The 26,831-nt window shown below is 69.4% G+C and carries 19 protein-coding genes; 18 read left to right on the top strand and 1 reads right to left on the bottom strand.

Annotated features, from left to right (window positions below):
- Positions 1–25 precede the first annotated feature (25 nt).
- The 3 genes from C8K38_RS05480 to C8K38_RS05490 are packed head-to-tail and all read left to right on the top strand — an operon-like array spanning position 26 to position 2,753.
- Positions 26–910, top strand: a complete 885-nt coding sequence (locus tag C8K38_RS05480; protein ID WP_097214139.1) for a sigma-70 family RNA polymerase sigma factor — start codon at positions 26–28, stop codon at positions 908–910.
- Between the two features lie 47 nt (positions 911–957).
- A complete protein-coding gene (locus C8K38_RS05485) occupies positions 958–2,175 on the top strand; it encodes a cytochrome P450 (RefSeq protein ID WP_306455756.1) in 1,218 nt (405 codons plus the stop codon).
- Positions 2,172–2,753, top strand: a complete 582-nt coding sequence (locus tag C8K38_RS05490) for a TetR/AcrR family transcriptional regulator (protein WP_097214138.1) — start codon at positions 2,172–2,174, stop codon at positions 2,751–2,753. The genes C8K38_RS05485 and C8K38_RS05490 overlap by 4 nt, the downstream gene beginning before the upstream one ends.
- Positions 2,754–2,776: 23 nt before the next feature.
- Here the strand turns inward: C8K38_RS05490 and C8K38_RS05495 are convergent, their stop codons facing one another.
- Positions 2,777–3,508 carry a VIT1/CCC1 transporter family protein gene (locus tag C8K38_RS05495; protein ID WP_097214137.1) on the bottom strand — a complete coding sequence of 244 codons (732 nt, stop codon included), beginning with the start codon at positions 3,506–3,508 and terminating at the stop codon, positions 2,777–2,779.
- Between the two features lie 82 nt (positions 3,509–3,590).
- On the opposite strand from C8K38_RS05495, the gene C8K38_RS05500 reads away from it, so the two are divergent.
- From C8K38_RS05500 to C8K38_RS05570, 15 genes are all read left to right on the top strand, one after another.
- Positions 3,591–4,127: a MepB family protein gene (locus tag C8K38_RS05500; RefSeq protein ID WP_257017825.1), complete on the top strand. Its 537-nt coding sequence runs from the start codon at positions 3,591–3,593 to the stop codon at positions 4,125–4,127.
- 99 nt (positions 4,128–4,226) lie between these two features.
- A complete protein-coding gene (locus C8K38_RS05505; protein ID WP_097214136.1) occupies positions 4,227–4,988 on the top strand; it encodes a MerR family transcriptional regulator in 762 nt (253 codons plus the stop codon).
- Positions 4,989–5,122: 134 nt separating this feature from the next.
- Positions 5,123–6,343 carry a UDP-galactopyranose mutase gene (gene glf / locus C8K38_RS05510; RefSeq protein WP_179800709.1) on the top strand — a complete coding sequence of 407 codons (1,221 nt, stop codon included), beginning with the start codon at positions 5,123–5,125 and terminating at the stop codon, positions 6,341–6,343.
- Positions 6,340–8,262: a glycosyltransferase gene (locus tag C8K38_RS05515; RefSeq protein WP_097214135.1), complete on the top strand. Its 1,923-nt coding sequence runs from the start codon at positions 6,340–6,342 to the stop codon at positions 8,260–8,262. The genes glf and C8K38_RS05515 overlap by 4 nt, the downstream gene beginning before the upstream one ends.
- 28 nt (positions 8,263–8,290) lie before the next feature.
- Positions 8,291–8,812 (top strand): phosphatase PAP2 family protein, encoded by a 522-nt coding sequence (locus tag C8K38_RS05520; RefSeq protein WP_257017832.1) that lies wholly within the window; start codon positions 8,291–8,293, stop codon positions 8,810–8,812.
- Positions 8,809–9,714: a decaprenyl-phosphate phosphoribosyltransferase gene (locus C8K38_RS05525; RefSeq protein WP_097214134.1), complete on the top strand. Its 906-nt coding sequence runs from the start codon at positions 8,809–8,811 to the stop codon at positions 9,712–9,714. Before C8K38_RS05520 ends, C8K38_RS05525 begins: the two co-directional genes overlap by 4 nt.
- A 49-nt stretch (positions 9,715–9,763) precedes the next feature.
- Positions 9,764–11,614 carry a flagellar motor control protein ZomB gene (gene zomB / locus C8K38_RS05530; RefSeq protein ID WP_257017831.1) on the top strand — a complete coding sequence of 617 codons (1,851 nt, stop codon included), beginning with the start codon at positions 9,764–9,766 and terminating at the stop codon, positions 11,612–11,614.
- Between the two features lie 283 nt (positions 11,615–11,897).
- Positions 11,898–12,893 carry an alpha/beta hydrolase gene (locus C8K38_RS05535; RefSeq protein WP_097214133.1) on the top strand — a complete coding sequence of 332 codons (996 nt, stop codon included), beginning with the start codon at positions 11,898–11,900 and terminating at the stop codon, positions 12,891–12,893.
- Positions 12,894–13,213: 320 nt separating this feature from the next.
- Positions 13,214–15,352 (top strand): alpha/beta hydrolase-fold protein, encoded by a 2,139-nt coding sequence (locus C8K38_RS05540; RefSeq protein WP_097214132.1) that lies wholly within the window; start codon positions 13,214–13,216, stop codon positions 15,350–15,352.
- A 149-nt stretch (positions 15,353–15,501) separates the two neighbouring features.
- Positions 15,502–16,035 carry a DUF732 domain-containing protein gene (locus tag C8K38_RS05545; RefSeq protein ID WP_077043993.1) on the top strand — a complete coding sequence of 178 codons (534 nt, stop codon included), beginning with the start codon at positions 15,502–15,504 and terminating at the stop codon, positions 16,033–16,035.
- Between the two features lie 6 nt (positions 16,036–16,041).
- Positions 16,042–17,022, top strand: coding sequence for a cutinase family protein (locus tag C8K38_RS05550; protein WP_097214131.1), 981 nt, complete (start codon positions 16,042–16,044; stop codon positions 17,020–17,022).
- Positions 17,023–17,121: 99 nt separating this feature from the next.
- Positions 17,122–18,114 carry an LLM class F420-dependent oxidoreductase gene (locus tag C8K38_RS05555; protein WP_097214130.1) on the top strand — a complete coding sequence of 331 codons (993 nt, stop codon included), beginning with the start codon at positions 17,122–17,124 and terminating at the stop codon, positions 18,112–18,114.
- Between the two features lie 177 nt (positions 18,115–18,291).
- On the top strand, positions 18,292–20,175 hold the full coding sequence (fadD32, locus tag C8K38_RS05560; protein WP_097214129.1) for a long-chain-fatty-acid--AMP ligase FadD32: 1,884 nt from the start codon (positions 18,292–18,294) through the stop codon (positions 20,173–20,175).
- A 51-nt stretch (positions 20,176–20,226) separates the two neighbouring features.
- Positions 20,227–25,272 (top strand): polyketide synthase Pks13, encoded by a 5,046-nt coding sequence (gene pks13 / locus C8K38_RS05565; RefSeq protein WP_097214128.1) that lies wholly within the window; start codon positions 20,227–20,229, stop codon positions 25,270–25,272.
- Complete coding sequence (locus tag C8K38_RS05570; protein WP_097214127.1) at positions 25,273–26,817, top strand: acyl-CoA carboxylase subunit beta; 1,545 nt, start codon at positions 25,273–25,275, stop codon at positions 26,815–26,817.
- The last annotated feature ends 14 nt before the right edge of the window (positions 26,818–26,831 follow it).

Here is a 26,831-nt window from a genome sequence, read left to right on the forward strand (position 1 = left end):
GGAGCACGGCGCGGAAAGGTGACCGATGGGTGATCAAGACGAGCTCGCACGGCGATTCGAGTCGGAGCGCAGCAACCTGCGGGCGGTCGCCTACCGGATGCTCGGCTCGCTGAGCGAGGCCGAGGACGCGGTCCAGGAGGCGTGGCTGCGCCTGAGCCGTGCGGACGCCGGCGAGGTGGAGGATCTGGCCGCCTGGCTGCGGACCGTCGTGTCGCGCCTGTGCCTGGACATGCTGCGCACCCGGAAGTCCCGACGGGAGGACCCGGCCGGGCAGCAGGTCCCCGACCACTTCGTAGGCGCCGCCACGGGAACTGACCCGGAAAACGAAGCGCTGCTGGCTGATTCGGTCGGACGCGCGCTGCTTGTGGTGCTGGACAGGCTGGTTCCCGTCGAGCGAATCGTGTTCGTGCTCCATGACATGTTCGCGGTGCCGTTCAGTGAGATCGCCCCGATAGTGGGGCGAACCCCCGTCGCCGCCAAGAAGGTCGCCAGCCGCGCGCGACTGAGAGTGCAAGGTGTGGAATCGATTTCACGCGCCGACCTGGGCGTCCATCGACACATCGTGGAGGCATTCCTCGCAGCGTCGCGCAGCGGCGATCTGAACGCGCTGTTGGCCGTGTTGGCGCCCGACGTCGTGCGGACGGCCGACCCGGCCGCCCTGCCTGCCGGTGCGGCGACCGTGGCCCGCGGTGTGCGCGCGGTGGTGGAGGGCGTCATGGCGTTCGGCAGGCGGGCGCGGTTCGCCGAGGCTGCCCTCGTCGACGGTGCCGTTGGGGTGATCGTGGCCCCACGTGGGCGGTTGCTCCTCGCTCTCACCTTCGCGATCGCGGGCGACCGGATCACGGAGTACGAGGTGATCGCCGACCCGGTGCGGCTGAGGGACCTGGATCTGGCCGTCCTCGCCGAGTGATTGACAAAGTCCAGAATGTGTCTCACGCTCGACACATTACAACAACTATGTCCGGCCAGGCCGCCTACGTTCCGCCCTCGGCAGAGTCCTGGCGCGACCCCTGGGGCATGTACGCGGCGCTGCGCGAGGACGACCCGGTCCACCACGTGGTGCCCGAGGGGTCGCCCGCCGACGACTACTGGGTGCTGACCCGGCACGCCGACGTGTACGCGGCCGCCCGCGACCACGAGACGTTCTCCTCCGCGGACGGCCTGACCACCAGCTACGGCGAGCTCGAGAAGATCGGGCTCAAGGACAACCCGCCCCTGGTGATGCTGGATCCGCCGGTGCACACCGACTTCCGCCGCCTCGTCGCCCGCGGGTTCACGCCGCGTCAGGTCGAGGCTGTGGAGCCTGCGGTCCGCGAGTTCGTGGTCGAGCGCATCGAGCGGTTGCGCTCGGCGGGCGGCGGCGACATCGTCACCGAACTGTTCAAGCCGCTGCCGAGCATGGTGGTGGCGCACTACCTGGGCGTTCCCGAGGAGGACCGCGGGCAGTTCGACGGCTGGACCGAGGCGATCGTCGCCGCCAACGCCAACGGCGACCCGCTCGAGGCGGCGACCGCGGTCGGCGACCTGATGGGCTACTTCGGCGGGCTGATCGAACGGCGCAAGGCCGACGTCGCCGCGGGCAGGGAAGCCGACGACACCATCTCGCACCTCGTGGCCGCGGGCATCGCCGCCGATGGGGACTTCGCGGGCGTGCTGTCCATCCTGGGCTTCGCGTTCACGATGGTCACCGGCGGCAACGACACCACCACCGGCATGCTCGGCGGCTCCTCGGCGCTGCTCACCCAGCACCGCGACCAGCGCGCCCTGCTGCTGGAGGATCCGTCCCGCATCCCCGACGCCGTCGACGAGCTGCTCCGCCTCACCTCGCCGGTCCAGGGGCTGGCCCGCACGACCACCCGCGACGTCACGATCGAGGGCGTCACCATCCCCGCGGGCCGCAAGACGCTGCTGGTCTACGGATCCGCGAACCGCGACCCCAGGGCCTACGGCGCGAACTCCGAGGAACTCGACGTGCTGCGGGCGCCCCGCCAGATCATGACCTTCAGTCACGGCAGTCACCACTGCCTCGGCGCCGCGGCCGCGCGCATGCAGGCCCGCGTCGCGCTCGAGGAACTGCTGGCCCGCTGCCCCGACTTCGAGGTGGACGTCGACGGCATCGAGTACGCGGCCGGTAACTACGTCCGGCGGCCGACGCACGTACCGTTCCGGCCATGAGTTCCGGAACCTGGCTGCGCGACGAACGCACCGATCTCGCGGCGGAGCGCATCCTCGACGCGGCCGCGGAGCTGTTCGTCGAGCGGGGCGTCGCGACGACCGGCATGGCCGAGGTCGCCAAGGCCGCCGGGTGCTCGCGCGCGACCCTCTATCGCTACTTCGAGAACCGCCGCGCGCTGCACCTGGCGTTCGTGCACCGGGAGGCGCGGCGGCTCGGCGAGCGGGTGACCGGTCTGGTGGCAGGCATCGAGGATCCGGCTGAGCGGATCACCGCGGCCATCCTCGCCTCGGTGCGCGAGGTGCGCGCGACACCGACGCTGGCCGCCTGGTTCGGCCTCGGCGACGCGGGCATCGCCTCTGAACTGGCAGGCACCTCGCAGGTGATCGAGGTGCTCGGCTCGAGCTTCCTCGCCGACGTGTGGGGCAGCGACGACCGTGAGATCTCCAGCCGGGCACGGTGGTTGGTGCGCGTCATCGTCTCGCTCCTCACCGTCCCCGGCGCCGACGACGCCGACGAGCGGGCGATGATCGAGCAGTTCGTGATCCCGGTGCTGATGTCGGGAGCGGAGCGGGTCTGAGAACTTCGATCACCGCGACGGGCTCAGATGTGGACGGTGTCCACGATCTGCCCGATGCCGTAGGTGACGAGCATTGCGAGCGCGCCGCCCAGCACCACCCGCAGCACGGCCTTTCCGCGTGGTGACCCGCCGAGCCGGGCGCTGACGCTGCCGGTCAGCGCGAGCGCGACCAGCACCGCGACGAACGTGATCGGCACGCGCGAGGTGGCGGGCGGGACGAGGATCGCGATCAGCGGCAGCAGGGCGCCGAGGGTGAAGGAGATGGCCGAGGAGGCCGCCGCGTGCCACGGATTGGTCAGCTCGTCGGGGTCGATGCCCAGCTCGGCGTCGGCATGCGCGGCGAACGCGTCGTGCGCCGTCAGTTCCTCCGCCACGGTGCGGGCGGTCGCGGGGGTCAGGCCCTTCGCCTCGTACAGGGACGCGAGCTCGTCGAGCTCGGCGTCGGGCAACTCGGCGAGTTCCCGGCGTTCCTTGGCCAGCAGCGACCGCTCGGTATCGCGCTGGGTACTGACCGAGACGTACTCGCCGAGGGCCATGGACACCGCCCCGGCCGCCAGCCCGGCGATGCCCGCGGTGAGGATCGGGCCGCGCGCGGTGCTCGCCGCGGCGACGCCAACGACCAGGCCGGCGGTGGAGACGATGCCGTCGTTGGCGCCGAGTACGCCCGCCCGCAGCCAGTTCAGCTTGGCGGAGAGCCCCTGGACGTGCGGCTCCGCCGGATGCGAGGCAGGGAGTTGATCCGGATCGGTGCTCATACGCGGAACGCTATCGGCATCAAGATGACTCGGCCAGCAATGCAAGGCTGGCCGAAGTCGCGCCGCCCGTACCCTCGGGCACGTGAGCATCGAACCTGAACCCTGGCCGGATGCAGGGGCCGTCCCCGCCGATCTGCTGGTGGCGAAGACGCTGGTATTCGACCCGTGTGGCTTCGCCTGCTCGGCTCCCGTGCCCGAGCCGGAGAGCGCGGCCTACGTGGCGCACGAGTTCACGGTCGAGGGCTGCCCGATCCGTTTCCGGGTCGCCAAGACGACGCCGAAGAAGGTCGGCCAGTTCGTCACCTTCTGGAAGCGGTCGGCGCAGGGTCCCATCGCGCCCTTCGACATCGTCGACCCGGTCGAGTTGTTCATCGTCGTCGCCCGCGACGGCGATCACCTCGGGCAGTTCGTCTTCCCGAAGCGGGTGCTCGCCGATCGCGGCGTGCTGTCGCGAGACGGTGTGGGTGGGAAGCGGGCGATCCGTGTGTACCCGCCCTGGGCGGAGCCGACCAGCCGCCAAGCCCGCGGCACGCAGGCGTGGCAGCTGGACCATTTCCTGCCGATCGACGATGCGGGCGCGCTCGACACCACCCGCGCCCTGGCGCTCTACCGGGCCTAGGACGTGTCATTCCCGTCGCGCCCTTGACATTGACGCAACGTCAACCTCCATCCTTGTCTTGTCGGATCGCACCGACACCGATGAAGGGGAGGGAGCTCGATGGCAGGGGAATGGTCGATCCAGGACCTGGCCAAGGCGGCCGGGACCACCAGTCGCACGCTGCGCCACTACGGCGAGCGGGGGCTGCTGGAACCGAGCCGGATCGGCGCCAACGGGTACCGCTACTACGACCAGGACGCCCTCGTGCGGCTGCAACGGATCCTGCTGCTGCGCGAACTCGGGCTCGGCCTCCCGGCCATCGCCGAGGTCCTGGCCGGCGAGCGGGACACCGCGGTCGCGCTGCGCACCCACCTCGGGCTCCTCGAGCAGGAGCTCGGCCGGGTGCGACGGCAGATCGAGTCGGTGCGGACGACACTGCGGAAAACGGAAGGAGGTGAACAACTGATGGCAGAGGAAGTTTTCGACGGCTTCGACCACACCCAGCACAAGGACGAGGTGATCGAACGCTGGGGCGAGCAGGCCTACCAGTCCAGCGACCGCTGGTGGCGCGGCATGACCGGCGACCAGCGTCGGGACTGGCAGGCGGCAGTGGCCCAGCTCAATGCCGACTGGATCGACGCCGCGACCTCGGGCGCGGCGGCCGACGGTGAGCGGGCGCAGGACCTGGCCCGTCTCCACGTCGAGTGGCTCGGCGGCGTCCCCGGCACGCCGGGGTGCGGCGCGGCTCCGAACAAGGAGTACATCCTGGGCCTTGGCGAGATGTACGTCGCGGACGAGCGCTTCGCCGCCAACTACGGCGGAACGCATGGCGCGGTCTTCGTGCGGGATGCGTTGGCGGTGTACGCCCTGCACAACCTGTAGGTGAAGACGGCGTGAACTCCGGCTGCAGACGGAGTTCACCCCGGCGCGGCGGCCACCGGATCGTCTGTGACGTATCACCCGGCAGCCCCGGGTTGCCCGGGACCTCCACGCCAGGTCCGATACCCTGGTTGCCCGTGACCTCTGTAACCCCAGGCCCCGCCACCTCTGGCCAGTACGACCTGATCATCGTCGGTTCGGGTTTCTTCGGACTGACCATCGCCGAGCGCGCGGCGACCGAGCTGGGTAAGCGGGTCCTCGTGCTGGACCGTCGCCACCATCTCGGCGGCAACGCCTACTCGGCGGCCGAGCCGGAGACCGGCATCGAGGTGCACATGTACGGCGCGCACCTTTTCCACACCTCGAACAAGCGGGTCTGGGACTACGTCACCCAGTTCACCGAGTTCACCGGCTACCAGCACCGCGTCTTCGCGATGCACAAGGGGCAGTCGTACCAGTTCCCGATGGGCCTCGGCCTGGTGTCGCAGTTCTTCGGCCGCTACTTCAGCCCCGACGAGGCGCGCGCGCTGATCAAGGAGCAGTCAGCCGAGATCGACGCGAAGGACGCGAGCAACTTCGAGGAAAAGGCGATCTCGCTGATCGGGCGCCCGCTGTACGAGGCGTTCATGCGTGACTACACCGCCAAGCAGTGGCAGACGGACCCGAAGAACCTGCCCGCGGGCAACATCACCCGGCTGCCGGTTCGCTACACCTTCGACAACCGCTACTTCAACGACACCTACGAGGGCCTGCCGGTCGACGGCTACACCGCGTGGCTCGAGAACATGGCCAAGGACGAGAAGATCGAGGTCCGGCTGAACACCGACTGGTTCGACGTGCGGGACGAGCTGCGGGCCGCGAGCCCCGACGCCCCCATCGTCTACACCGGCCCGCTGGATCGCTACTTCGACTACTCCGAGGGCGAGCTGGGCTGGCGCACCCTCGATTTCGAGACCGAGGTGCTGCCGACCGGTGACTTCCAGGGCACCCCGGTGATGAACTACAACGACGCGGACGTGCCGTTCACCCGCATCCACGAGTTCCGGCATTTCCACCCCGAGCGCGAGTACCCGTCGGACAAGACGGTCATCATGCGCGAGTTCTCCCGCTTCGCGGAGAGCGAGGACGAGCCGTACTACCCGATCAACACCCCCGAGGACCGCGAGAAGCTCGAGGCCTACCGGACGCGGGCCAAGGCGGAGACCGCGCAGAACAAGGTGCTGTTCGGCGGCCGCCTCGGTACCTACCAGTACCTGGACATGCACATGGCCATCGCGAGCGCGCTCAGCATGTTCGACAACACCCTCCGGCCGCACCTCGAGACCGGTGCGGCCCTCGGCAACGGGAGCGGCGAATGAGCCCGCGGCATCTGATGGAGCAGGACACCCTCTTCAGCGAGGACGTCGAACCGCTCGGCAAGGCGTTGCTGCAGCGGGTCATCCTGCCCCGGCCGGGCGAGCCCCTCGACGTGCGCACCCTCTACCTGGAGGAGGCGACCACCAACGCCAGGCGCGCCCACGCGCCCACGCGGACCTCGCTGTCGATCGGCGCCGAGTCCGAGGCCTCGTTCTGCACCTACTTCAACGCCTTCCCGGCCAGCTACTGGCGCCGCTGGTCGATCCTGACCTCCGTCGTCCTGCGCCTGGAGCTGTCCGGTCACGGCCGGGTCGACGTATACCGCTCGAAGGCCGACGGCTCCCGAATCCACGTGGAGGGCAGGGAGTTCCAGGACGGCGACGTCGCGGTGGAGTTCGAGGTGGAGCTGGCTCCGTTCGAGGACGGCGGCTGGATCTGGTTCGACATCACCTCCGACACCGAGGTGGTGCTCGAGAGCGCAGGCTGGTACGCCCCGATGGAGGCGCCCGGCGCAGGCCGCGTCGCGGTCGGCATCCCGACCTTCAACCGGCCAACGGACTGTGTCAAGGCGCTGGCCGCGCTCGGCTCGGACCCGCTGGTGCTCGGCGCGATCGACGCCGTGATCATCCCGGACCAGGGCACCCGCAAGGTGCGCGACGAGCCGGGCTTCGCCGAGGCCGCCGCGGTGCTCGGCGACCGGCTCGCGATCCACGATCAGGCGAACCTCGGCGGCTCCGGCGGCTACAGCCGCGTCATGTACGAGGCGCTGAAGACCACCGACTGCGAACACATCCTGTTCATGGACGACGACATCGAGATCGAGCCGGACTCGATCCTGCGCGCGCTGGCGCTGTCCCGGTTCGCCAAGACCCCGACCCTGGTCGGCGGGCAGATGCTGAACCTGCAGGAGCGCAGCCACCTGCACACCATGGGCGAGGCGATCAACCGCGGCATCTTCATGTGGTCGGCCGCCCCGAACGTCGAGTACGACCACGACTTCTCGCAGTACCCGCTCAACGACCGGGAGAACTCGAAGCTGCTGCACCGCCGCATCGACGTGGACTTCAACGGCTGGTGGATGTGCATGATCCCGCGCCAGGTCGCGGAGGAGATCGGCCAGCCGCTGCCGCTGTTCATCAAGTGGGACGACGTCGAGTACGGCCTGCGGGCCCGCGAGGCCGGCTACCCGACGGTGACCATGCCCGGCGCGGCCATCTGGCACATGGCCTGGTCCGACAAGGACGACGCCATCGACTGGCAGGCCTATTTCCACCTGCGCAACCGCCTGGTGGTCGCCGCGCTTCACATGCCGGGCAACGGCAGGGGCCTGGTCGTCAACACGGTCAAGGCCACCCTCAAGCACCTGCTCTGCCTCGAGTACTCCACCGTCGCGATCCAGAACAAGGCCATCGCCGACTTCCTGCAGGGGCCGGAGCACATCTTCGAACTGCTGCCCACCGCGCTCGGCGAGGTCCGGGCGATGCGCGAGGACTTCCCGGACGCCGTCGTGCTGCCGTCGTCAACGTCACTGCCGCTGCCCTCGGGGGCCGAGGTCGGCGCGGTCGGTGAGCCGGGTAACCCGCTCGCGAAGCTCGTCCGCCTCGGCAAGGGTCTGGTGCACAACGTCCGGCCCGCGCACGAGCAGCACCACGAGCGCCCGCAGCTCAACGTGCCGACCCTCGACGCGCGCTGGTTCCTGCTCTCCCAGGTGGACGGCGTCACCGTCACCACCGCGGACGGGCGCGGCGTGGTCTACCGCAAGCGGGACCCGCGTCAGGCCTGGGGCCTGCTGAAGGAGGCCATGCGGCTGCGCCGCGAGTTGGCCACCCGGTTCCCCGAGCTCAAGCGCGTCTACGCCGACGCGGTTCCTTCGTTGACCAGCAAGGAGAGGTGGGAGAGTGTCTTTCATTACCCGGCGTAGGCCAGAGGGTGCCCTGCTCGACGGCACCGTGACCACCGAGTCCGCCGCCGAGGTGAAGATCCTGGGCACCATCCAGTCCACCATCGGTGCACAGCCGGGCGTGATCGCCGCGGCCCGCGGCATGTCGCACTTCGGTGAGCACGCGCTCGGCTGGGTCGCGATCGCGGGCGTCGGTGCCGCGCTCGACAAGCCCCGCCGCCGTCAGTGGGCGGGCGTCGCGGTCGGCGCGGTCGGCGCGCACGCCGCCTCCATCGTCATCAAGCGGGTGGTCCGGCGTCCCCGGCCGAACGACCCGAGCGTGGCCGTCAACGTGTCGACGCCGAGCAAGCTGAGCTTCCCGTCGTCGCACGCCACGTCCACCACGGCCGCCGCGGTGCTACTCGGCCGGCTGACCGGGCTACCCTTGCCCGCGGTGCTGGTGCCCCCGATGCTGCTCTCGCGGCTCGTGCTGGGGGTCCACTACCCGACCGATGTGCTTGCCGGATCCGCCTTGGGCGCAGCCTCGGCCGCAGTGGTGCTGCGTGCCGAACGGAAGTTTGGAGAGAAATGAGCGAGCACCCGACCGAGGTCTCCGGTCCGCCGAAGTCGCTGCCTGCCGGGATCGTGAAGGCACTGCGCCCGCGCCAGTGGGTGAAGAACGTCCTGGTGCTGGCCGCGCCGCTCGCCGCAGGCTCGGTGAACCAGGTCGACGTGCTGCTGCCGGTGGCGCTGGCGTTCGTCGTGTTCTGCATGGCCGCGTCCGGCATCTACCTGGTCAACGACGCGATGGACGTCGAGGCCGACCGGGCGCACCCGACCAAGCGCTTCCGCCCGATCGCCGCGGGGGTGCTGCCGGTCCGCCTCGCGTACGCGATGGCCGTGGTGCTGCTGGCCGGAGCCATCGGCCTGTCCTTCTTCGCGAACTGGCAGCTCGCGGTCGTGATGGCGGTGTACATCGGCATCCAGCTCGCCTACTGCTTCGGCCTCAAGCACCAGGCCGTCCTCGACATCTGCATCGTCTCGTCGGGGTTCCTGCTGCGGGCGATCGCCGGTGGCGTGGCCGCCGAGATCCCGCTGTCGCAGTGGTTCCTGCTGATCATGGCGTTCGGTTCGCTGTTCATGGCGGCGGGCAAGCGCTACGCGGAACTGCAGCTCGCCGAGCGCACCGGGGCGAAGATCCGCAAGTCGCTCGAGTACTACACCGGCACCTACCTGCGGTTCGTCTGGACGCTCTCGGCGACCGCGGTGGTGATCTGCTACGGACTGTGGGCCTTCGAGCGGGACCAGGTCAACAACACCAACTGGTTCGCGATCTCGATGGTCCCGTTCACGATCGCGATCCTGCGGTACGCGGTCGATGTCGACGGTGGCGAGGCGGGGGAGCCGGAAGAGATCGCGCTCGGCGATCGGGTGCTCCAATTCCTCGCGATTGCTTGGATTGGAGCGGTGGGTGTCGCTGTCTATATCGTCTGACCGGCCCCAGGTGGAGAACACCGAGGCCACCGAGCAGGCCGGCTCCGCGATGCGGTTGCCCGCATGGCTGCCCCGCTCGGTGTTCCTCAGTGGGATCGCGCTGACCGCCGCCCTCTTCGTCTGGGGTGGCTGGGAGCGCCGCTGGATCGCCGACGACGGGCTCATCGTGTTGCGCACGGTCCGCAACCTGCTCGCAGGCAACGGTCCGGTGTTCAACGCGGGGGAGCGGGTCGAGGCCAACACCAGCACCATCTGGACCTACCTGGTGTACGCGTTCAGCTGGCTCACGCAGGCCCGCCTCGAGTACGTGGTGCTCGGCATCGCACTGGTGCTCTCCGGTGGCGCGATCGTGCTGGGCATGCTCGGGACCGGCGCACTCTGGCGTGGCATCGGCCGCCCGGGTGCCACGCTGCTGCTGCCCGCGGGCGCGCTGGCCTATATCGCGGTGCCGCCCGCCCGCGACTACGCCACTTCCGGGCTGGAGTCCTGCCTGGTCATCTTCTGGATCGCCCTGCTGTGGCTGCTGCTGGTGCGCTGGACTCAGCGCCCGCCGACCACAGCCTCGGTGCTGATCCTCGCGTTCGTCGCCGGTCTCGGACCGCTGGTCCGACCCGAGCTGGTCATCCTCGCCGGGCTCGCGCTGCTGATGATCTTCCTGGCGCCCGGTACCTGGAAGCTGCGCGCGTCTATCGTCGCGGTCGCGGGTGCGGTCCCGGTCGGCTACCAGATCTGGCGGATGGGCTACTACGGGCTCCCCTATCCCAACACGGCGGTCGCCAAGGACGCAGGCGGCGCCAAGTGGGGTCAGGGCTTCACCTATCTGTGGAACCTGGTGGGGCCGTACTGGCTGTGGCTGCCGCTGCTCGTGCTGGCCGTCGCGGTCCTGGTGACCCGGCCCTGGTCCGGCGCGGGTGCCGCCGCCGACACCGCGGGCGGCTCCGCAGTCGCACGGTGGCAGTCGCGGCTGCGTACCCCCGGCGCCGTGGTCGCGGTCATCCTGGTCACCGGGCTGCTGCTGATGATCTACTCGCTGCGGGTCGGCGGCGACTTCATGCACGGCCGGGTGCTGCTGCCCGTGCTGTTCTGCTTCATGCTCCCCATCGCCGTGCTGCCGATCCGTATCCCGGCCCGCGAGGACTGGGGCAAGACACGGTCCACCGCGCTGTTCGCGGTCGGTGCCGGCGCCTGGCTGATCACCGTGATCTGGGCGATCTCGGTGACGAACTCGTCGGGCATGCCGAATGGCACCGTCGTCGGCAAGTCCGGGATCGTCGACGAGCGGAACTTCTACGCCCTCAACACCGGTCACCCGCATCCGATCCTGGCCGAGGACTACCTGGACTACCCGCGCATGCGCCCGATGGTCGAGGCGATCGCCAACACCCCGGACGGCGGCCTGCTGCTTCCTGCCGCGGCCTTCACCTACTGGGACGTGGTGCCGCCGCCGGAGCCGATCCCCGAGGGCGGCGCCGGACACACGGTGTACTTCCTCAACCTGGGCATGACCAGCATGAACGTCGGCCTCGACGTGAAGGTGATCGACCAGATGGGCCTGGCCTATCCGTTGGCCGCGCACACCAAGCGGCTCGACGACGGCCGGATCGGCCACGACAAGGCCCTCTACCCGGACTGGGTGGTGGCCGACACCGGCATGGTCGACATCCACCCCTGGCTGCCCTGGTACATGGACGAGGACTGGGTGGCCGACGCCAAGGTCGCGCTCACCTGCCCCGAGACCCAGGAGGTGCTGGCGTCGAGCAGGGGGGAGCTGACCCGCCAGCTTTTCATCCGCAATTTCAAGCGCGCTTTCGACTATGCCAAGTACCGTTTCGACCGGGTTCCGGCCTACGAGCTCCAGCGGTGCAATCTGGTGCCGCCGCCGCCGGTGGAACCCAGGTGAGCGGGTGTCGTCCAGGCCTCGCTTAGTTCGTCGTGCGAACTTGTCTCAGACGTGTAACGATGACTACCAACGAGTCGATATAGATGTCGTGTGTGCCTCGGGGAACACGAGCCGAGGCACCGTTTGTCAGTGCTCGCTGTGTGACATACGCTCCACCGAGCGCAGTGTGATCTTGATCAGTTCCACTGTCGCTGCCACATGTGTGGGGGCGACAGAGCATGGCTTCCGCCGGATCGTCGGGCCGCTTCGGCGGGCACCGCAGAGAAGAAAGAGAGCAGTATTCATGCGTATTGGCAGACCGAGGTTTTCTGAGCGCCTCAAGCAGCGCGCCCTCGGCCTCACAGCAGCCGCGCTCGTCCTGCCGATGGCTGCAGGTATTGCCGGCACCGCCGTCGCAGGTGCCGCCCCGGTCGCGCACCGCGCGCCCGCAGGCGGATTCGAAGAGGTCATGGTGCCCTCGGCGATGGGCGACATCAAGGTCCAGATCCAGTGGGCGGCCCATGGTGGCAACGCCGCGCTGTACCTGCTCGACGGGTTGCGTGCGCGCAACGACCGCAACGCATGGACCTTCGAGACGAACGCGCTCGACCAGTTCCGCAACGACAACGTCACCCTGGTGATGCCCGTCGGCGGCGAGTCCAGCTTCTACACCGACTGGATGTCGCCCTCGAACTTCAACGGGCAGAAGGGCACCTACAAGTGGGAGACCTTCCTCACCCAGGAGCTGCCGGCCTACCTCGAGACCCGTGGCGTCTCGCGTAGCAACAACGGCGTGCTCGGCCTGTCGATGGGTGGCTCCGCCGCACTGACCCTGGCCGCACACCACCGCGACCAGTTCAAGTTTGCCGGTTCGCTGTCGGGCTACCTGAACATCTCCGCGCCGGGCATGCGTGAGGCGATCCGCGTCGCGATGCTCGATGCCGGCCGCTACAACGTGGACGCCATGTGGGGCCCGCCGTGGAACAAGCAGTGGCTGCGCAACGACCCGTTCGTGTTCGCCCCGCAGCTCAAGGGCCTGTCGATGTACGTCTCGGCGGCCAGCGGCCTGCCCGGTGCGCATGACAACCCGCGCGCGCCGATCGACTACTTCAACACCGCGAACGGCATGGCGCTCGAGGCTCTCTCCCTCGCCAACACCCGCGCGTTCCAGGTCCGCCTTGGCACGCTCGGTATCCCGGCCACCTACAGCTTCCCGGCCCGGGGCACCCACGCGTGGAAGTACTGGGAGTCCGAGCTCTGGAATGCGCGCCCGCAGATCCTGTCGGCGCTCAACGCCTGATCGACCGGCTCAGGTCGCGGCGTAAACCGATGATGCCGCCCCTCGTGCCGATTCAGGCAGCGTGGGGCGGCATCGCCGTATCCGGAGCGGACCAGCACCGCGACCATGGGGTTCTTATCCCGCAGAAGTAACAATTGCACCACCCGTCACAGCGCGTCACCCACTTACGCCGGTCCCCTGCGTGTAAAAAGAGCACGAGGTGTAGGTGTCGCTCGATCGAACGACACCTACACGGGCCGGGGGGTAACGGTCGAGGTCCGGATCTTCCAGACCGAGGTCACAGCACTGGGGCCAAACAGCAGAAGGAGTGTCACGGTCAGATGCGAACAGCACTGAGGAATCCGGGAACGCGTCCCGGGGGGAAGGCGTCCGCACCGGGCGCGCGCGGCAGGGTCTTGCGACTGCTCGCGGCCGCGCTCGTGCTGCCGACCGCGGCCGGCCTGACCACCGCGACCGCGACCGCATTCGCGGCGCCCGAGGCCTCCGAGACCACGACCACGACCACCACCACGACGACGACGGCGCCGAAGGCGACCACGACGGCGAAGGTGCCCGCGGCCGAGACCCTCGAGCCGGTCGCCAGCACCACCGAGGCCGTCGCCACCACCACCGAGGCTCCCGCGCGGACCACGGTGGAGCAGACCACGACGGTCGCGCCGACCACCACGCCCGAGGCCGCGCCCGCCGCTGCCCCCCGGGCGCCGCAGGCCGCGCCGTCCGTCGCCCGCGCCGCCGCGCCGGTGCTGTCGATCCCCGGCGTCTCCAAGGTCGAGTGGATCACCGACCGGCGCGTGGCCCTGTGGGTGGACTCCGCCGCGATGGGTGCCCCGTTCCAGGTGCAGGTGCTGCTGGCCAGGGACTGGAACTCGCGGCCCGACGCGTCGTTCCCCGCGCTGTACATGCTCGACGGTCTGCGCGCGCGCGACGACGAGAGCGGCTGGACGATCGAGACCGACGCCGCGAACTTCTACGCCGACAAGAACGTCAACGTGATCCTGCCGGTCGGTGGCGAGTCGAGCTTCTACGCCGACTGGCTCGCGCCGGACAACGGCAAGTTCTACAAGCTGGAGACCTTCCTGATGAAGGAGCTCCCGCCGGTCCTCGAGAACGGGCTGCGGACCACCGACACCCGCGGCATCATCGGCCTGTCCATGGGCGGCACCTCGGCGATGTTCCTCACCGAGCGCAACCCCGGCTTCTTCAAGTTCGCCGGGTCGTTCTCCGGCTACCTGAGCACCACCTCACTCGGCATGCCGCAGGCGCTGCAGTACGCGATGACCGATGCGGGCGGCTACAACGTCTCGAAGATGTGGGGCCCGCCGGGCGCCCCGGCCTGGGCGGCGCACGACCCGTACACCAATGCCGAGAAGCTCAGGGGCGTCAGCCTGTACGTGTCCAGCGGCAGTGGCATGACCGGTCCCTACGACCAGCCGTCCGGGATCCCCGGCGTCTCCACCAACTACGCGGGCATGGGTCTCGAGATCCTGTCCCGGCTCAGCTCGCAGAGCTTTGCCACCAAGCTGAACAAGCTCGGCATCCCCGCGCAGATCAACTACCGACCGTCCGGCACGCACTCCTGGCCGTACTGGCAGTTCGAGATGCACCAGGCCTGGCCGCAGGTGGCCAACGCCCTCGGTCTCGACGCCAGCGCCCCGAACTGTGGCACCAGCGGTGACATCGGCGCGGTCGCGAACGCGAACCCGTGGCTCAGCGGCTGCGTCACCGGCGAGTACGACGTCGCGGGTGGCAAGGCGCAGGACTTCCGCAACGGCCGGATCTTCTGGTCGGGCGCTACCGGTGCGCACGTGCTGACCGGCATGATCGGCGGCTCGTACCAGGCCAACGGCGGTCCCGCGGGGCCGCTCGGACTGCCCAGCACGGACGAGAACGGCACCCCGGACGGTCGCGGGCGCTTCAACCACTTCCAGCACGGCTCCATCTACTGGACCCCGCAGACCGGCGCGCACGCGGTCCGCGGCGCGATCCGGGACGAGTGGTCCCGTCAGGGCTGGGAGCGTGGACCGCTTGGCTACCCGATCCTCGACGAGGTGAAGGCGCCGGGCAAGGACGGTGCGATCCAGGGCTTCGAGATCGGCGCGATGTACCACAGCCCGCCGAACGGGACCCACGCCGTTCAGGGCCTGATCATGAAGAAGTACGGCGAACTGGGCTGGGAGGGCGGCTGGCTCGGCTTCCCGAGGACCAGCGAGGTCCCGGTCAAGGACGGCGGCCGCTTCAACGAGTTCGAGAACGGCAACATCTACTGGAGTCCCCTCAGCGGGGCCTGGTCGGTGCGCAACGGCCAGATCTTCGACGCGTGGAAGAGCCAGAACTACGAGAACGGCAGGCTGGGCTTCCCGGTTGGTGACCAGCGCGACATCGCGGGTGGGATCCAGCAGGACTTCCAGGGCGGAAACATCACGGTCCGCAACGGCAACGCCGAGATCCACAACCGTTAGCCCCCTTCGCGCACGGGCCGGTGGCCGGGTGAACCCGGCGACCGGCCCGTTCGCGTCGGTAGCCTGTTCATCGACACCCGCGTGGCCGTTGGCACCTCGTCCGCCGGGTGGGTCGCACCCGCAGATCACGAATCCGAGGACTGAACACCATGCTTGTTTCCACTCGTAACTCCCTGGCCCGAGCGCTGACGATCGGCGCGCTCGCGGCGGTCACCGGCGGGCTGCTCGCCGGGTGTGGCAGCGACGACTCGACGGCCAGCAGCACGCCCACCCTGACCACCCATTCCAAGTCCGCGCCCGCACCCGAGACCTCGATCGAGGTGCCCCCGTTCACGACGCCTGCCGTCGCCGCGACCGCACCCCCGGAGACGCCCCAGGCGGTCCCGAGCGGGTTCCCCGGCCCCACGGAGGCCCCCGCGCTCGACGACCGCGGCAAGGCATACCTGGACGCGCTGAAGAAGGGCGGCATCGCCGTCGCCGACAACGGCGACATCGCCATCGTGACCGCGAACTACATCTGTGGCGCCAAGGTCAGCGGTGCGAACAGCGAGGAGGTCACCGCCTACGTCACCGGCATGGCGGGTGCGGAGGCCAGCATCACCGGTGCCACGATGACCCCGGAGCAGGCCGCCGCGGCCGCCCAGGTGTACATCGACGCCGCCAACACCCACTACTGCAAGTAGCCGCGGATGAATGCTGCCGGACGTAAGGGCCGCAAGTCGGGGCGCGGTGTGCTGCGCGTGCTCATCGTGCTCATCGTGGTGCTGCTGCTCGCGCTCGTCGCGTTGGTGGCCTGGTACCTGCTGGCCGGGCGGGTGCCCGCGCCGCCGCCGGGTCCCGGCCCGGAGCCGGAGCGGCCGAGCGCCCAGCCGGCGAGCTGCCCGGACGTCCAGGTGGTCGCCATCCCGGGCACCTGGGAGTCGAGCGCGATCGACGATCCGTTCAACCCGGGCGCGAACCCGGCGTCGTTGATGCTCAACATCACCCGGCCGCTGCAGGCGCAGTTCGAGGGCCAGCGCGCGGAGGTGTACACCGTCCCGTACGTGGCGCAGTTCTCGAACCCGGTGGCGCTCCCGCCGGACGGTCAGATGTCGTACAACAAGAGTCGCGGCGAGGGCACCGCGCGGGCCAGCGAGGCGATGTCGGCCATGCACGCGAACTGCCCGCTCACGACCTTCATGCTGTTGGGCTTCTCGCAGGGCGCGGTCATCGCCGGTGACCTCGCCTCGTCGATCGGCGCGGGCACCGGGCCGGTGCCCGCGGACCTGGTTCTCGGCGTCGGGTTGATCGCGGACGGCAGGCGCGAGCCGGGCACGGCCCAGATCGTCGGCACGCCGGTGGCCGGTGTGGGCGCGGAGCTGTCGCTCGGCGGCCTGAAGGTGCCGGGCATGACGATGACGGGGGCCCGGCCGGGTGGTTTCGGGTCGCTCGGTGATCGGGTGGTCGACATCTGCGCGCCGTCGGACGGCATCTGCGACGCGCCGGCGAACGCCTTCAATCCGGTGAACTTCCTCGCGAGCCTCGCCCGGATCGGCGAGTACATCAACAACCCGGTGCATGCCATGTACAACTCGTTCGTGGTGGACCAAAACGGCACCACGGCCACGCAGTGGATGACAAACTGGGCGGCCGACAAGGTGAGGTCCGCGCCGACCCCAGCTCACGAATAGTGGGAACGGTGCGATGCCGATAGAGTGTCCCACCGGCCACGTTGCCGTACCGCGCCGTCCAGGTCCCCCGTTGTGCCCAGGTTTCAGGAGAAATGATCGATGAGTTCCGCCGACGCACCCGCGCCGCGTAAGTTCCGGTTTGCCGCCGGCGGAGAGGGAAACGCCGAAGAGGGCGGTGCCCGCCGGTTCATCAAGTTGGCCCAGAAGGCCGAGGAACTCGGCTACGACAGCTTCATGATTCCCGACCACCTCGGTAATCAGGTCGGCCCGATCGCCGCGCTGGGTGCCCTCGCGGTGGCGACGGACAAGATCCGGATCGGCACCGCGGTGCTGGCCAACGGATTCCGGCACCCGGCGGTGCTGGCCAAGGACGCGGCGACGATCGACGTGCTCTCCGGCGGACGGCTCGAGCTCGGCATCGGTGCGGGCTGGATGAAGGAAGAGTTCGACAAGGGCGGCATCACGTACGACAGCCCGGGCGTGCGCATCGCCAAGCTCGCGGAGTCCCTCGAGATCCTCGACACGCTGCTGCGCGGCCAGGAGTGCAACTTCCAGGGCGAGTACTACCAGATCAACGGGCTCAAGGGCAGCCCGCGGCCCCGGCAGGGCCCGCGTCCACCCATCGTGGTCGGCGGCGGTGGCCCGAAGATGCTGGCGCTGGCCGCCAAGTACGCGGACATCATCTCGCTCGCCCCGCCCAGCAACAAGGACGGCAAGATGCTGCTGTCCGGCATCACGATGGAGGCGACCGCCGCGCGGGTCGAGCGCATCCGCGAGGCAGCGGGCGACCGGTTCGACGACATCGAGCTGAACTGGACGATCACCACGATCATGCCGACCGATGATCGGGAGGCGATGGCCGAGATGGCGCTGGCGGCCCTGGACAACGGGTACCCGCCGAACATCGAGGTGGACGTCAAACTCACGGTGGAGCAGATCCTGAACTCCCCGTACCTCGCATTCGGCTCCTACGAGGAGATCGCGGACCAGATCCGCGGCGTGCGGGCGCAGACCTCCATGTCCTACGTGGGGATCTTCCCCACGCAGATGGAGGCATTCGCTCCGGTGATACCCCTGCTCAAGGGTGAATGAGAACGGCACTGTCTGTAACATGCTGTTGGTTTGGGATGGGGCGCGCGTCGTTACCGATCTGAGACCTGCACGCATTGCCACCACTAGTCACTATTTGCACGATCCCACGCGGCTGCAGGGGACGAAGCTCACCGGTGTTCGTCGCGATCACGGGGAGCTTGCCTTGGAGGAGAAGGTATGAAGAACTTCGATGACTACGTCGACGACGCCGGCAACATCAGGCTGATGCCCGGCAGCACCCTCGTCGATCACGTCGAACAGCACACCCGCGAGAACGCGGACGAGCTGGCATACCGCTATATCGACTACTCGCGCGAGCGGGACGGTGAGGTGCACGAGCTCACCTGGACCCAGTTCGGCAACCGGCTGCGCGCCGTCGCCGCCCGTCTGCAGCAGGTGACCGAGCCGGGTCAGCGGGTCGCGATCCTGGCGCCGCAGGGTCTCGACTACGTCGTGTCCTTCTTTGCGGCCATGCACGCGGGCACCATCGCGGTACCGCTGTTCGACCCGGACGAGCCCGGTCACGGCGACCGCCTGCACGCCGTCCTCGGCGACTGCAAGCCGTCGGCGATCCTCACCGCGACCCAGTCGGCCGCCGGCGTTCGCCAGCTGTTCCGTCACCTCCCCGCGGCGGAGCGGCCGCGGATCATCGCGATCGACGCGATCCCGGACACCGTCGGCGAGACCTGGGTGTACCCCGAGATCGGGCTCGACGACATCGCGTACCTGCAGTACACCTCCGGTTCGACCCGGGTGCCCGCGGGCGTGGAGATCACCCACCGGGCGGTCGGCACCAACGCGCTGCAGATGGTCGACGCGATCGAGCTGACCACCGACTCCCGCGGCGTCACCTGGCTGCCGCTGTTCCACGACATGGGCCTGCTCACGGTGATCCTGCCTGCGCTGGGCGGCAAGTACATCACCATCATGAGCCCGCGCGCCTTCGTGGCGCGTCCCTACCGCTGGATCAAGGAACTCGCCGCGATCACCGACGGCGCGGGCACCTTCGCCGCGGCGCCGAACTTCGCCTTCGAGCACGCCGCAGCCCGCGGATTGCCGAAGGACGGCGAGACGCTCGACCTGAGCAATGTCATCGGCCTGATCAACGGCAGCGAGCCGGTCACCACCTCGTCGATGCGCAAGTTCAACGACGCCTTCGGGCCGTACGGACTGCCCAAGACCGCGATCAAGCCGTCCTACGGCATGGCCGAGGCGACGCTGTTCGTCTCGTCGACCAAGCACAGCGACGAGGCCAGGGTCATCTACGTCGACCGCGACGAGCTGAACCGCGGTCGCATGGTGAAGGTCGACAAGGACGCCCCGGGCGCCATCGCCCAGGTGTCCTGCGGCTACGTCTCGCGCAGCCAGTGGGCCGCGATCGTGGACGCCGACACCGGTGCCGAGCTCGAGGACGAGAACGTCGGCGAGATCTGGCTGCACGGCAACAACATGGGCCAGGGCTACTGGGGTCGCCCCGAGGAGACCGAGCAGACCTTCCACAACCGGCTGTCCTCGACGATCGCCACGGGCAGCCACGCGGACGGCGCGCCCGAGGACTCGAATTGGATGCGCACCGGTGACTACGGCGTCTACGTCGACGGCGAGCTGTACATCACCGGCCGCGTCAAGGACCTGGTGATCGTCGACGGTCGTAACCACTACCCGCAGGACCTGGAGGCCACCGCGCAGGAGGCGAGCGCCGCGCTGCGCCCGGGCTTCGTCGCGGCGTTCGCGGTGCCCGCGAACCAGCTCCCGAAGGAGGTGTTCGAGGCAGGCGCAGGGCTGACCTTCGACGCCGACGACGCCTCCGAGCAGCTCGTGCTCGTCGGCGAGCGGGCGCCGGGCGCGGGCAAGGCCGATCCGGCCCCGATCGCCGACGCGGTGCGCGCGGCGATCTCCACCCGGCACGGCGTGACCGCCCGTGACGTGCTGCTGGTGCCCGCCGGATCCATCCCGCGTACCTCCAGCGGCAAGATCGCACGGCGCGCCTGCAAGGCCGCATACATCGAGGGGACGCTCCGTGGTGGTTACACGCAGACCGCGTTCCCCGATAGCGTGTAAAACAACCTTCTTCTTGACGGGTAGCGTGGTGTGTTGATGGCTGAGACAGAGATGACGGTCGCGCAGCTGCGCGAATGGCTGCGCAACTGGGTTGCCGAGGCGACCGGGCAACCGGTCGATCAGATCTCGGATGACCGTCCGATGGAGGAATTCGGGCTCTCGTCCCGGGACGCCGTCGCTCTGAGCGGGGAGATCGAGGAACTCGTCGGCATCACGCTGAACGCCACGGTCGTCTATCAGCACCCCACGATCGCCGCGCTGGCGACCCTGATCATCGAGGGCGAGCCGGAGGTCCCCGACGAGCCCGAGGACGCGGCGTTCTACGCGGTCAAGGACACCTCGCAGTCGCACGACATCGCGATCGTCGGCATGGCCAGCCGGTTCCCCGGCACTGGTCACACCCCCGACGAGATGTGGCGGCTGCTGATCGAGGGCCGCGACGCGGTCACCGAGCTGCCGGAGGGTCGCTGGTCGGAGTTCGCCGCGGACTCGCAGATTGCTGAGGCGATCGCGAAGGCCAACACCAGGGGCGGTTACCTCGACGACGTCAAGGGCTTCGACGCGGAGTTCTTCGCGATGTCGCCGCTCGAGGTAAAGAATGTCGACCCGCAGCAGCGCTTGGCCATGGAGCTCACCTGGGAGGCGCTCGAGCACGCCCGCATCCCGGCGAGCGAGCTCAAGGGCGAGCAGGTCGGTGTCTTCATCGGCAGCTCCGCCAACGACTACCAGCTGCTCGCGGTCAGCGACCCGGTGCACGCGCACCCGTACGCACTGACCGGGACCTCGACGTCGATCGTCGCGAACCGGGTCTCCTACTACTTCGACTTCCGCGGACCGTCGATCGCGATGGACACCGCGTGCTCGTCCTCGCTGGTGGCCGTGCACCAGGCGGTGCGCTCGTTGCGTTCCGGTGAGTCCGACCTCGCCCTGGCCGGCGGCGTCAACATGCTCGTCGCGCCCGCCGCGACCCTCGGTTTCAACGAGATCGGAATGTTCGCTGAGGACGGCAAGATCAAGGCCTTCTCCTCCGACGCGAACGGCATCGTGCGCGCCGAGGGCGGCGGCCTGGTCGTGCTCAAGCGGCTCGAGGACGCCGAGCGCGATGGCGACGACATCCGCGCGGTGATCGCCGGCTCGGCCGTCAACCAGGACGGCCGTTCCAACGGCATTGTCGCGCCGAACCCCGACGCGCAGGCCGCCGTGCTGAGGCTGGCGTACCGCGACGCGGGCATCGCCCCGTCCGGCGTCGACTACATCGAGGCGCACGGCACCGGCACCATCCTCGGCGACCCGATCGAGGCGGACGCGCTCGGCCGCGTCGTCGGCCGCGGCCGTTCTGCGGACCGGCCGGCCCTGCTGGGCTCGGCGAAGACCAACTTCGGTCACCTCGAGGCCGCCGCCGGCGCCGCGGGCCTGATCAAGGTCGTGCTCGCGATGCGCGAGGACAAGCTCCCGCCGTCGCTGAACTACGCGGGCCCGAACCCGTACATCGACTTCGACAAGGCGCACCTGCAGGTGATCCCCGAGGCCACCGACTGGCCGCGGTACACCGGCCGCGCCGTCGCGGGCGTCTCCGGCTTCGGCTTCGGCGGCACCAACGCGCACGTCGTGGTCCGCGAGTACGAGGCGCCTGCGGCGCCCGTGAGCACTTCCGGTCCGGATGGGGACCAGAAGGACTCACAGGCCACGGAGTCGCTCGATGTCGAGACGGAGGCCGCGGGCGTGCTCGCCGACGCCGCCGAGTCGATGGGCGTCGAGCCGGTCGTTGTCGCCGAGCAGCCCGAGGCCGAGGCCGATGCGGAGCCGATGCCGGTGCTGCTGGCCGTCTCCGCCTCGATGCCCTCGCGCCGTCGCCGCGCCGCCGCCGACCTGGCCGACTGGCTGGAGACCGAGGCAGGCAGCACGACCCCGCTCGAGGACGTCGGCCGCACGCTGGCCCGCCGTAACCACGGCCGGTCCCGCGCGGTGGTGCTCGCACGCACCCGCGCCGAGGCCATCACCGGTCTGCGCGCGGTCGCCGCGGGCAAGCCCGGCCAGGGCGTGCTGTCCGCGGACGCACCCGCCTCCAACGGACCGATCTGGGTGTTCTCGGGCTTCGGCTCGCAGCACCGCAAGATGGCCAAGCAGCTCTACCGCGGCAACGCCGTGTTCCGGAAGACGGTCGACGAGGTCGACGAGCTCATCGAGTACGAGGCCGGCTACAAGATGGCCGAGAAGTTCCTCGACGACTCGGTCGACTACGACGTCGAGACCGCGCAGGTCGGCATCTTCACCATCCAGATCGGCCTGGCCGCGGTGCTCCGCCACCACGGCGCCGACCTGGAGGCCGCGGTCGGCCACTCGATGGGTGAGGCGGCCGCCGCCTACGTCACCGGCGGGCTCTCGCTCGAGGGCGCGGTCCGGGTCATCACCGCCCGCTCCCGGCTGATGGGCGAGGCCGAGTCGACGCTGTCCGGCGACGACATCCGGTTGATGGCGCTCGTGGAGTACAGCGCCGCCGAGATCGAGGCCGTGCTCGGCGACTTCCCGCACCTCGAGGTCTGCGTGTACGCCGCGCCGACCCACACCGTCATCGGTGGCCCGCAGCCCGAGGTGGAGGCCATCGTGGCCCGCGCCGAGGCCGAGGAGAAGCTCGGCAGGATCCTGCAGACCAAGGGCGCCAGCCACACCTCGCAGGTCGACCCGATCCTGGGCGAGCTCGCCGCGGAGCTGGCAGGCATCGAGCCCCACAAGCTGAAGGCCGGGCTGTACTCCTCGGTCGACAAGGAGACCTTCTACCGCGTCGGGCATGACCCGATCCACCCGGTCGAGTACTGGACCAAGGGCCTGCGGCACAGCGTGTACTTCACCAACGCGGTGCGCCTCGCCGTCGACGCCGGGCACACCACGTTCGTCGAGCTGGCCCCGAACCCGGCGACGCTGATGTCGGTCGCGGCCACCGCGTTCGACGCCGGGCTGCACGACGCGCAGCTGATCCCGACCCTCAAGCGCAAGGAGGACGAGGAGCTGGGCGTGCTCAGTGCCCTCGCCCAGCTCTACGTCCACGGCCACCCGGTGAATCTGCCGTCGCTGTTCGCGGACGGCGGCTACGCGGACCTGCCGCGGACCGCGTTCCTCCGCAAGGAGCACTGGCTCGACATCCGCATCTCCTCGGGCGGCAACGCCCGGGTGCCCGGTGCGCACGTCTCGCTGCCCGACGGCAGGCACGTGTGGGAGGTCGAAGCCGCCGCGGTCTCCGACCTGAACGCGCTGGCGACCGAGGCCGCCGCGCAGGTGCTCTCGGATGTGGTGCTGACCGCCGCCGTCGCGCGCGGCGAGGTCCCGGCCGCGGGCACGCTGACCACGACGCTGAACCCGCACCCGGGCGGCGCGTCGCTGCAGGTGCACGCCAAGACCGCGGACGGCTTCGCGCTGCTGCTCGACGCGGTGGTCACCGCGGGCGAACCGCTGCCCGAGCTCGTCGTCGCCGCGGCAGCTCCGTCGCCGCGCTCCAGCTCCCCGATGGAGGAGTTGCCCGAGGTGGTCGAGTCCTTCGGCGACCGTTGGGACCCGAGCAGCTCGCAGTCGATGGAGGAGCGGCTGGCGTTGATCGTCGCCGAGTCCATGGGCTACGCGCCCGAGGACCTGCCCGCCGAGATCCCGCTCATCGAGCTGGGGCTGGACTCGTTGATGGCGGTGCGGATCAAGAACCGCGTCGAGTACGAGTTCGACATCCCGCAGCTGCAGCTGCAGGCGGTCCGCGACGCGAGCCTGCGCGAGGTGGAGAAGTACCTGCGCTACGCGATCGACAACCGTGAAGAGGTCGCCGCGCTCGCCGAGAAGCAGCGCGTCGAGAAGGAGGCCTCCAACGCGGCCGCCGCCGAGGAGGAGGCGCTCGCCGACGAGGACACCAGCCCCGTCACCGAGGCCGAGGCCATCGTCGCCGCCGCCGCCGCCGAGCAGGCCGCCCCGGCGCCTGTCGCGGAACCCGAGACGAAGGTCGACGCCCAGCAGGCGACGGCGGAGGCGACAGGAACCGATGTGCCCCCGCGTGACGCCGCCGAGCGGCTGACGTTCGCGACGTGGGCGGTCATCACCGGCCAGTCCGCGAAGGGCATCTTCAACACCCTGCCGGTGCTCGACGACGAGACCGCCGAGAAGCTGGCGGCCCGCCTGACCGAGCGTGCGGGCGGCGAGGTGACCTTCGACGACATTCTCGACTCGGAGACCATCGAGCAGCTCGCGGAGAAGGTGCGCGAGCACCTCGAGGACGGCGTCCGCATCGACGGGCTGGTCCGCACCCTGAGCCCCCGTCCCGAGGGATCCACCGCGGTGCCGGTGTTCGTGTTCCACCCGGCCGGTGGCTCGACGGTGGCCTACGAGCCGCTGCTCAAGCGGCTGCCTGCGGGGACCGCGATGTACGGGCTCGAGCGCACCGAGGGACCGATCGAGGAGCGTGCCAAGGCCTACCTGCCGCTGGTCCGCGAGATCCAGGGGGACGGCCCGTACGTGCTGTACGGCTGGTCGCTCGGCGGCGTGCTGGCGTACGCGGTGGCCAAGCTGCTCCGCGAGGAGGGCGCCGACGTCCGGATCGTCGGACTGATCGACACCGTGATGGCGGGCGAGAAGGTCGAGGACACCCCGGAGGAGATCAAGGCCCGCTGGAAGCGGTACTCCGCCTTCGCCAAGAAGACCTACAACGTCGACGCCCCGCTGCCGTACGACAAGCTGGCGGCGGCCGAGTCCGACGAAGCGCAGATCCAGATCCTGATGGACCTGCTGAAGATGAGCGGGACCAAGATCCCGGGCGGCATCCTCGAGCACCAGCGCACCTCCTGGCTGGACAACCGCGCCATCCAGACCGCGAAGCTCGAGCAGTACGACGGCGACGTGGTGCTGTACCTGGCCGATCGCTATCACGACGACGCGATGGCCCTCGAGCCCGCGTTCAGCACCCGGCAGCCGGACGGGGGCTGGGGCGAGTGCGCGAAGAACCTGGAGATCGTCCACGTCGGTGGCGATCACATCCAGATCGTGGACGAGCCGTACATTGCCAAGGTGGGGGCGGACCTGACCAAGAAGCTGGCCGACATCGAGGCCGAGAATCGGAGCAACTGAGTGAGCACCACTACGGCCGAGAAGCTGGCGGACCTTCGCGAGAAGCTCGAGCTGTCGAAGGCGCCTGGTAACCCGAGGGCCATCGCGAGGCGCAAGGAGAAGGGTCTGCCGACCCCGCGTGAGCGCATCGACATGCTGCTCGATCCGGGCAGCTTCGTCGAGGTCGGCCAGCTCGCCAGGATGGCGGGCGATCCCAACAACCCGTACGGCGACGGCGTCGTCACCGGGCACGGCACGGTCGAGGGCCGTCCGGTCGCGGTGTTCTCGCACGACCAGACCGTCTTCGGTGGCGCGGCGGGCGAGATCTTCGGCCGGAAGGTCTCCGCGATCCTCGACTTCGCGATCAAGATCGGCTGTCCCGTCATCGGGATCAACGAGTCCGCGGGCGCGCGCGTTCAGGACGCGGTCGCGTCGGTGGCCTGGTACGCGGAGATGGGCCGCCGTCACGAGCCGCTGTCCGGGCTGTGCCCGCAGATCTCGATCATCCTCGGCAAGTGTGCCGGTGGAGCCGTCTACGCGCCGATCAACACCGACGTCGTGATCGCCACCGAAGAGTCGTACATGTTCGTCACCGGTCCGGACGTCATCAAGTCCGTCACGGGCGAGGATGTCAGCCTCGAGGACCTGGGCGGTGCGCGGAAGCAGGCCGAGTACGGCAACGTGCACCACGTCGCGGCCGATGAGAAGGCCGCGTTCGAGTGGGCCCGCAAGTACCTGAGCTACATGCCGTCCAGCTGCACCGAGAAGCCGCCGATCGTCAATCCCGGCCTGGAGCCGGAGATCACCGAGGACGACCTCACGCTCGACACGTTCATGCCGGACGCCGACAACGCCGGCTACGACATGCACGACGTGCTGCTCAAGATCTTCGACGACGGCGATTTCCACGAGGTCCGCAGCCAGAGCGCGCAGAACATCATCACCGGTTTCGCCCGGGTGGACGGCCGCCCGGTCGGCGTGGTCGCGAACCAGCCGATGTCGCTCTCCGGCGCGCTGGACGCCTCCGCCTCCGACAAGGCCGCGCACTTCGTGCAGGTCTGCGACGCGTACGACATCCCGCTGGTGTTGGTCGTGGACACCCCGGGCTTCCTGCCCGGCGTCGAGCAGGAGAAGGTCGGCGTCATCAAGCGCGGCGGCCGGTTCCTGTTCTCCTACGTCTCGGCCACCGTGCCGAAGGTGACGGTCGTGGTCCGTAAGTCCTACGGCGGCGGGTATGCGGTGATGGGTTCCAAGCAGCTCGGCGCCGACGTGAACTTCGCGTGGCCGACCGCCCGGATCGCCGTGATGGGCGCGGAGAGCGCGGTCGCGGTGATCGGCCGCAAGCAGATCGAGGCGGCGGGCGAGAACGCTCCCGCGGTGCGCCACCAGCTGATCAACTACTACAACGAGCACGTCGCGACCCCCTACGTCGCGGCGGAGCGCGGCTACATCGATGCGGTGATCGAGCCTGCGGCCACCCGCCTCGAGATCCGTAAGGCGCTGAACCTGCTCCGCGACAAGGAGCTCCCGAAGAACCCGCGCAAGCACTCGCTGATCCCGTTCTAGCGCAGGGCGATCGC

This window comes from Rhodococcus sp. OK611 (genome assembly GCF_003050885.1).
Classification (GTDB): domain Bacteria; phylum Actinomycetota; class Actinomycetes; order Mycobacteriales; family Mycobacteriaceae; genus Rhodococcus_G; species Rhodococcus_G oryzae.

Coding starts and splice junctions, on each gene's coding strand:
- C8K38_RS05480 (WP_097214139.1), top strand. CDS start 26: ATGGGTGATCAAGACGAGCTCGCACGGCGATTCGAGTCGGAGCGCAGC.
- C8K38_RS05485 (WP_306455756.1), top strand. CDS start 958: ATGTCCGGCCAGGCCGCCTACGTTCCGCCCTCGGCAGAGTCCTGGCGC.
- C8K38_RS05490 (WP_097214138.1), top strand. CDS start 2,172: ATGAGTTCCGGAACCTGGCTGCGCGACGAACGCACCGATCTCGCGGCG.
- C8K38_RS05495 (WP_097214137.1), bottom strand. CDS start 3,508: ATGAGCACCGATCCGGATCAACTCCCTGCCTCGCATCCGGCGGAGCCG.
- C8K38_RS05505 (WP_097214136.1), top strand. CDS start 4,227: ATGGCAGGGGAATGGTCGATCCAGGACCTGGCCAAGGCGGCCGGGACC.
- C8K38_RS05515 (WP_097214135.1), top strand. CDS start 6,340: ATGAGCCCGCGGCATCTGATGGAGCAGGACACCCTCTTCAGCGAGGAC.
- C8K38_RS05525 (WP_097214134.1), top strand. CDS start 8,809: ATGAGCGAGCACCCGACCGAGGTCTCCGGTCCGCCGAAGTCGCTGCCT.
- zomB (WP_257017831.1), top strand. CDS start 9,764: ATGCGGTTGCCCGCATGGCTGCCCCGCTCGGTGTTCCTCAGTGGGATC.
- C8K38_RS05535 (WP_097214133.1), top strand. CDS start 11,898: ATGCGTATTGGCAGACCGAGGTTTTCTGAGCGCCTCAAGCAGCGCGCC.
- C8K38_RS05540 (WP_097214132.1), top strand. CDS start 13,214: ATGCGAACAGCACTGAGGAATCCGGGAACGCGTCCCGGGGGGAAGGCG.
- C8K38_RS05545 (WP_077043993.1), top strand. CDS start 15,502: ATGCTTGTTTCCACTCGTAACTCCCTGGCCCGAGCGCTGACGATCGGC.
- C8K38_RS05550 (WP_097214131.1), top strand. CDS start 16,042: ATGAATGCTGCCGGACGTAAGGGCCGCAAGTCGGGGCGCGGTGTGCTG.
- C8K38_RS05555 (WP_097214130.1), top strand. CDS start 17,122: ATGAGTTCCGCCGACGCACCCGCGCCGCGTAAGTTCCGGTTTGCCGCC.
- fadD32 (WP_097214129.1), top strand. CDS start 18,292: ATGAAGAACTTCGATGACTACGTCGACGACGCCGGCAACATCAGGCTG.
- pks13 (WP_097214128.1), top strand. CDS start 20,227: ATGACGGTCGCGCAGCTGCGCGAATGGCTGCGCAACTGGGTTGCCGAG.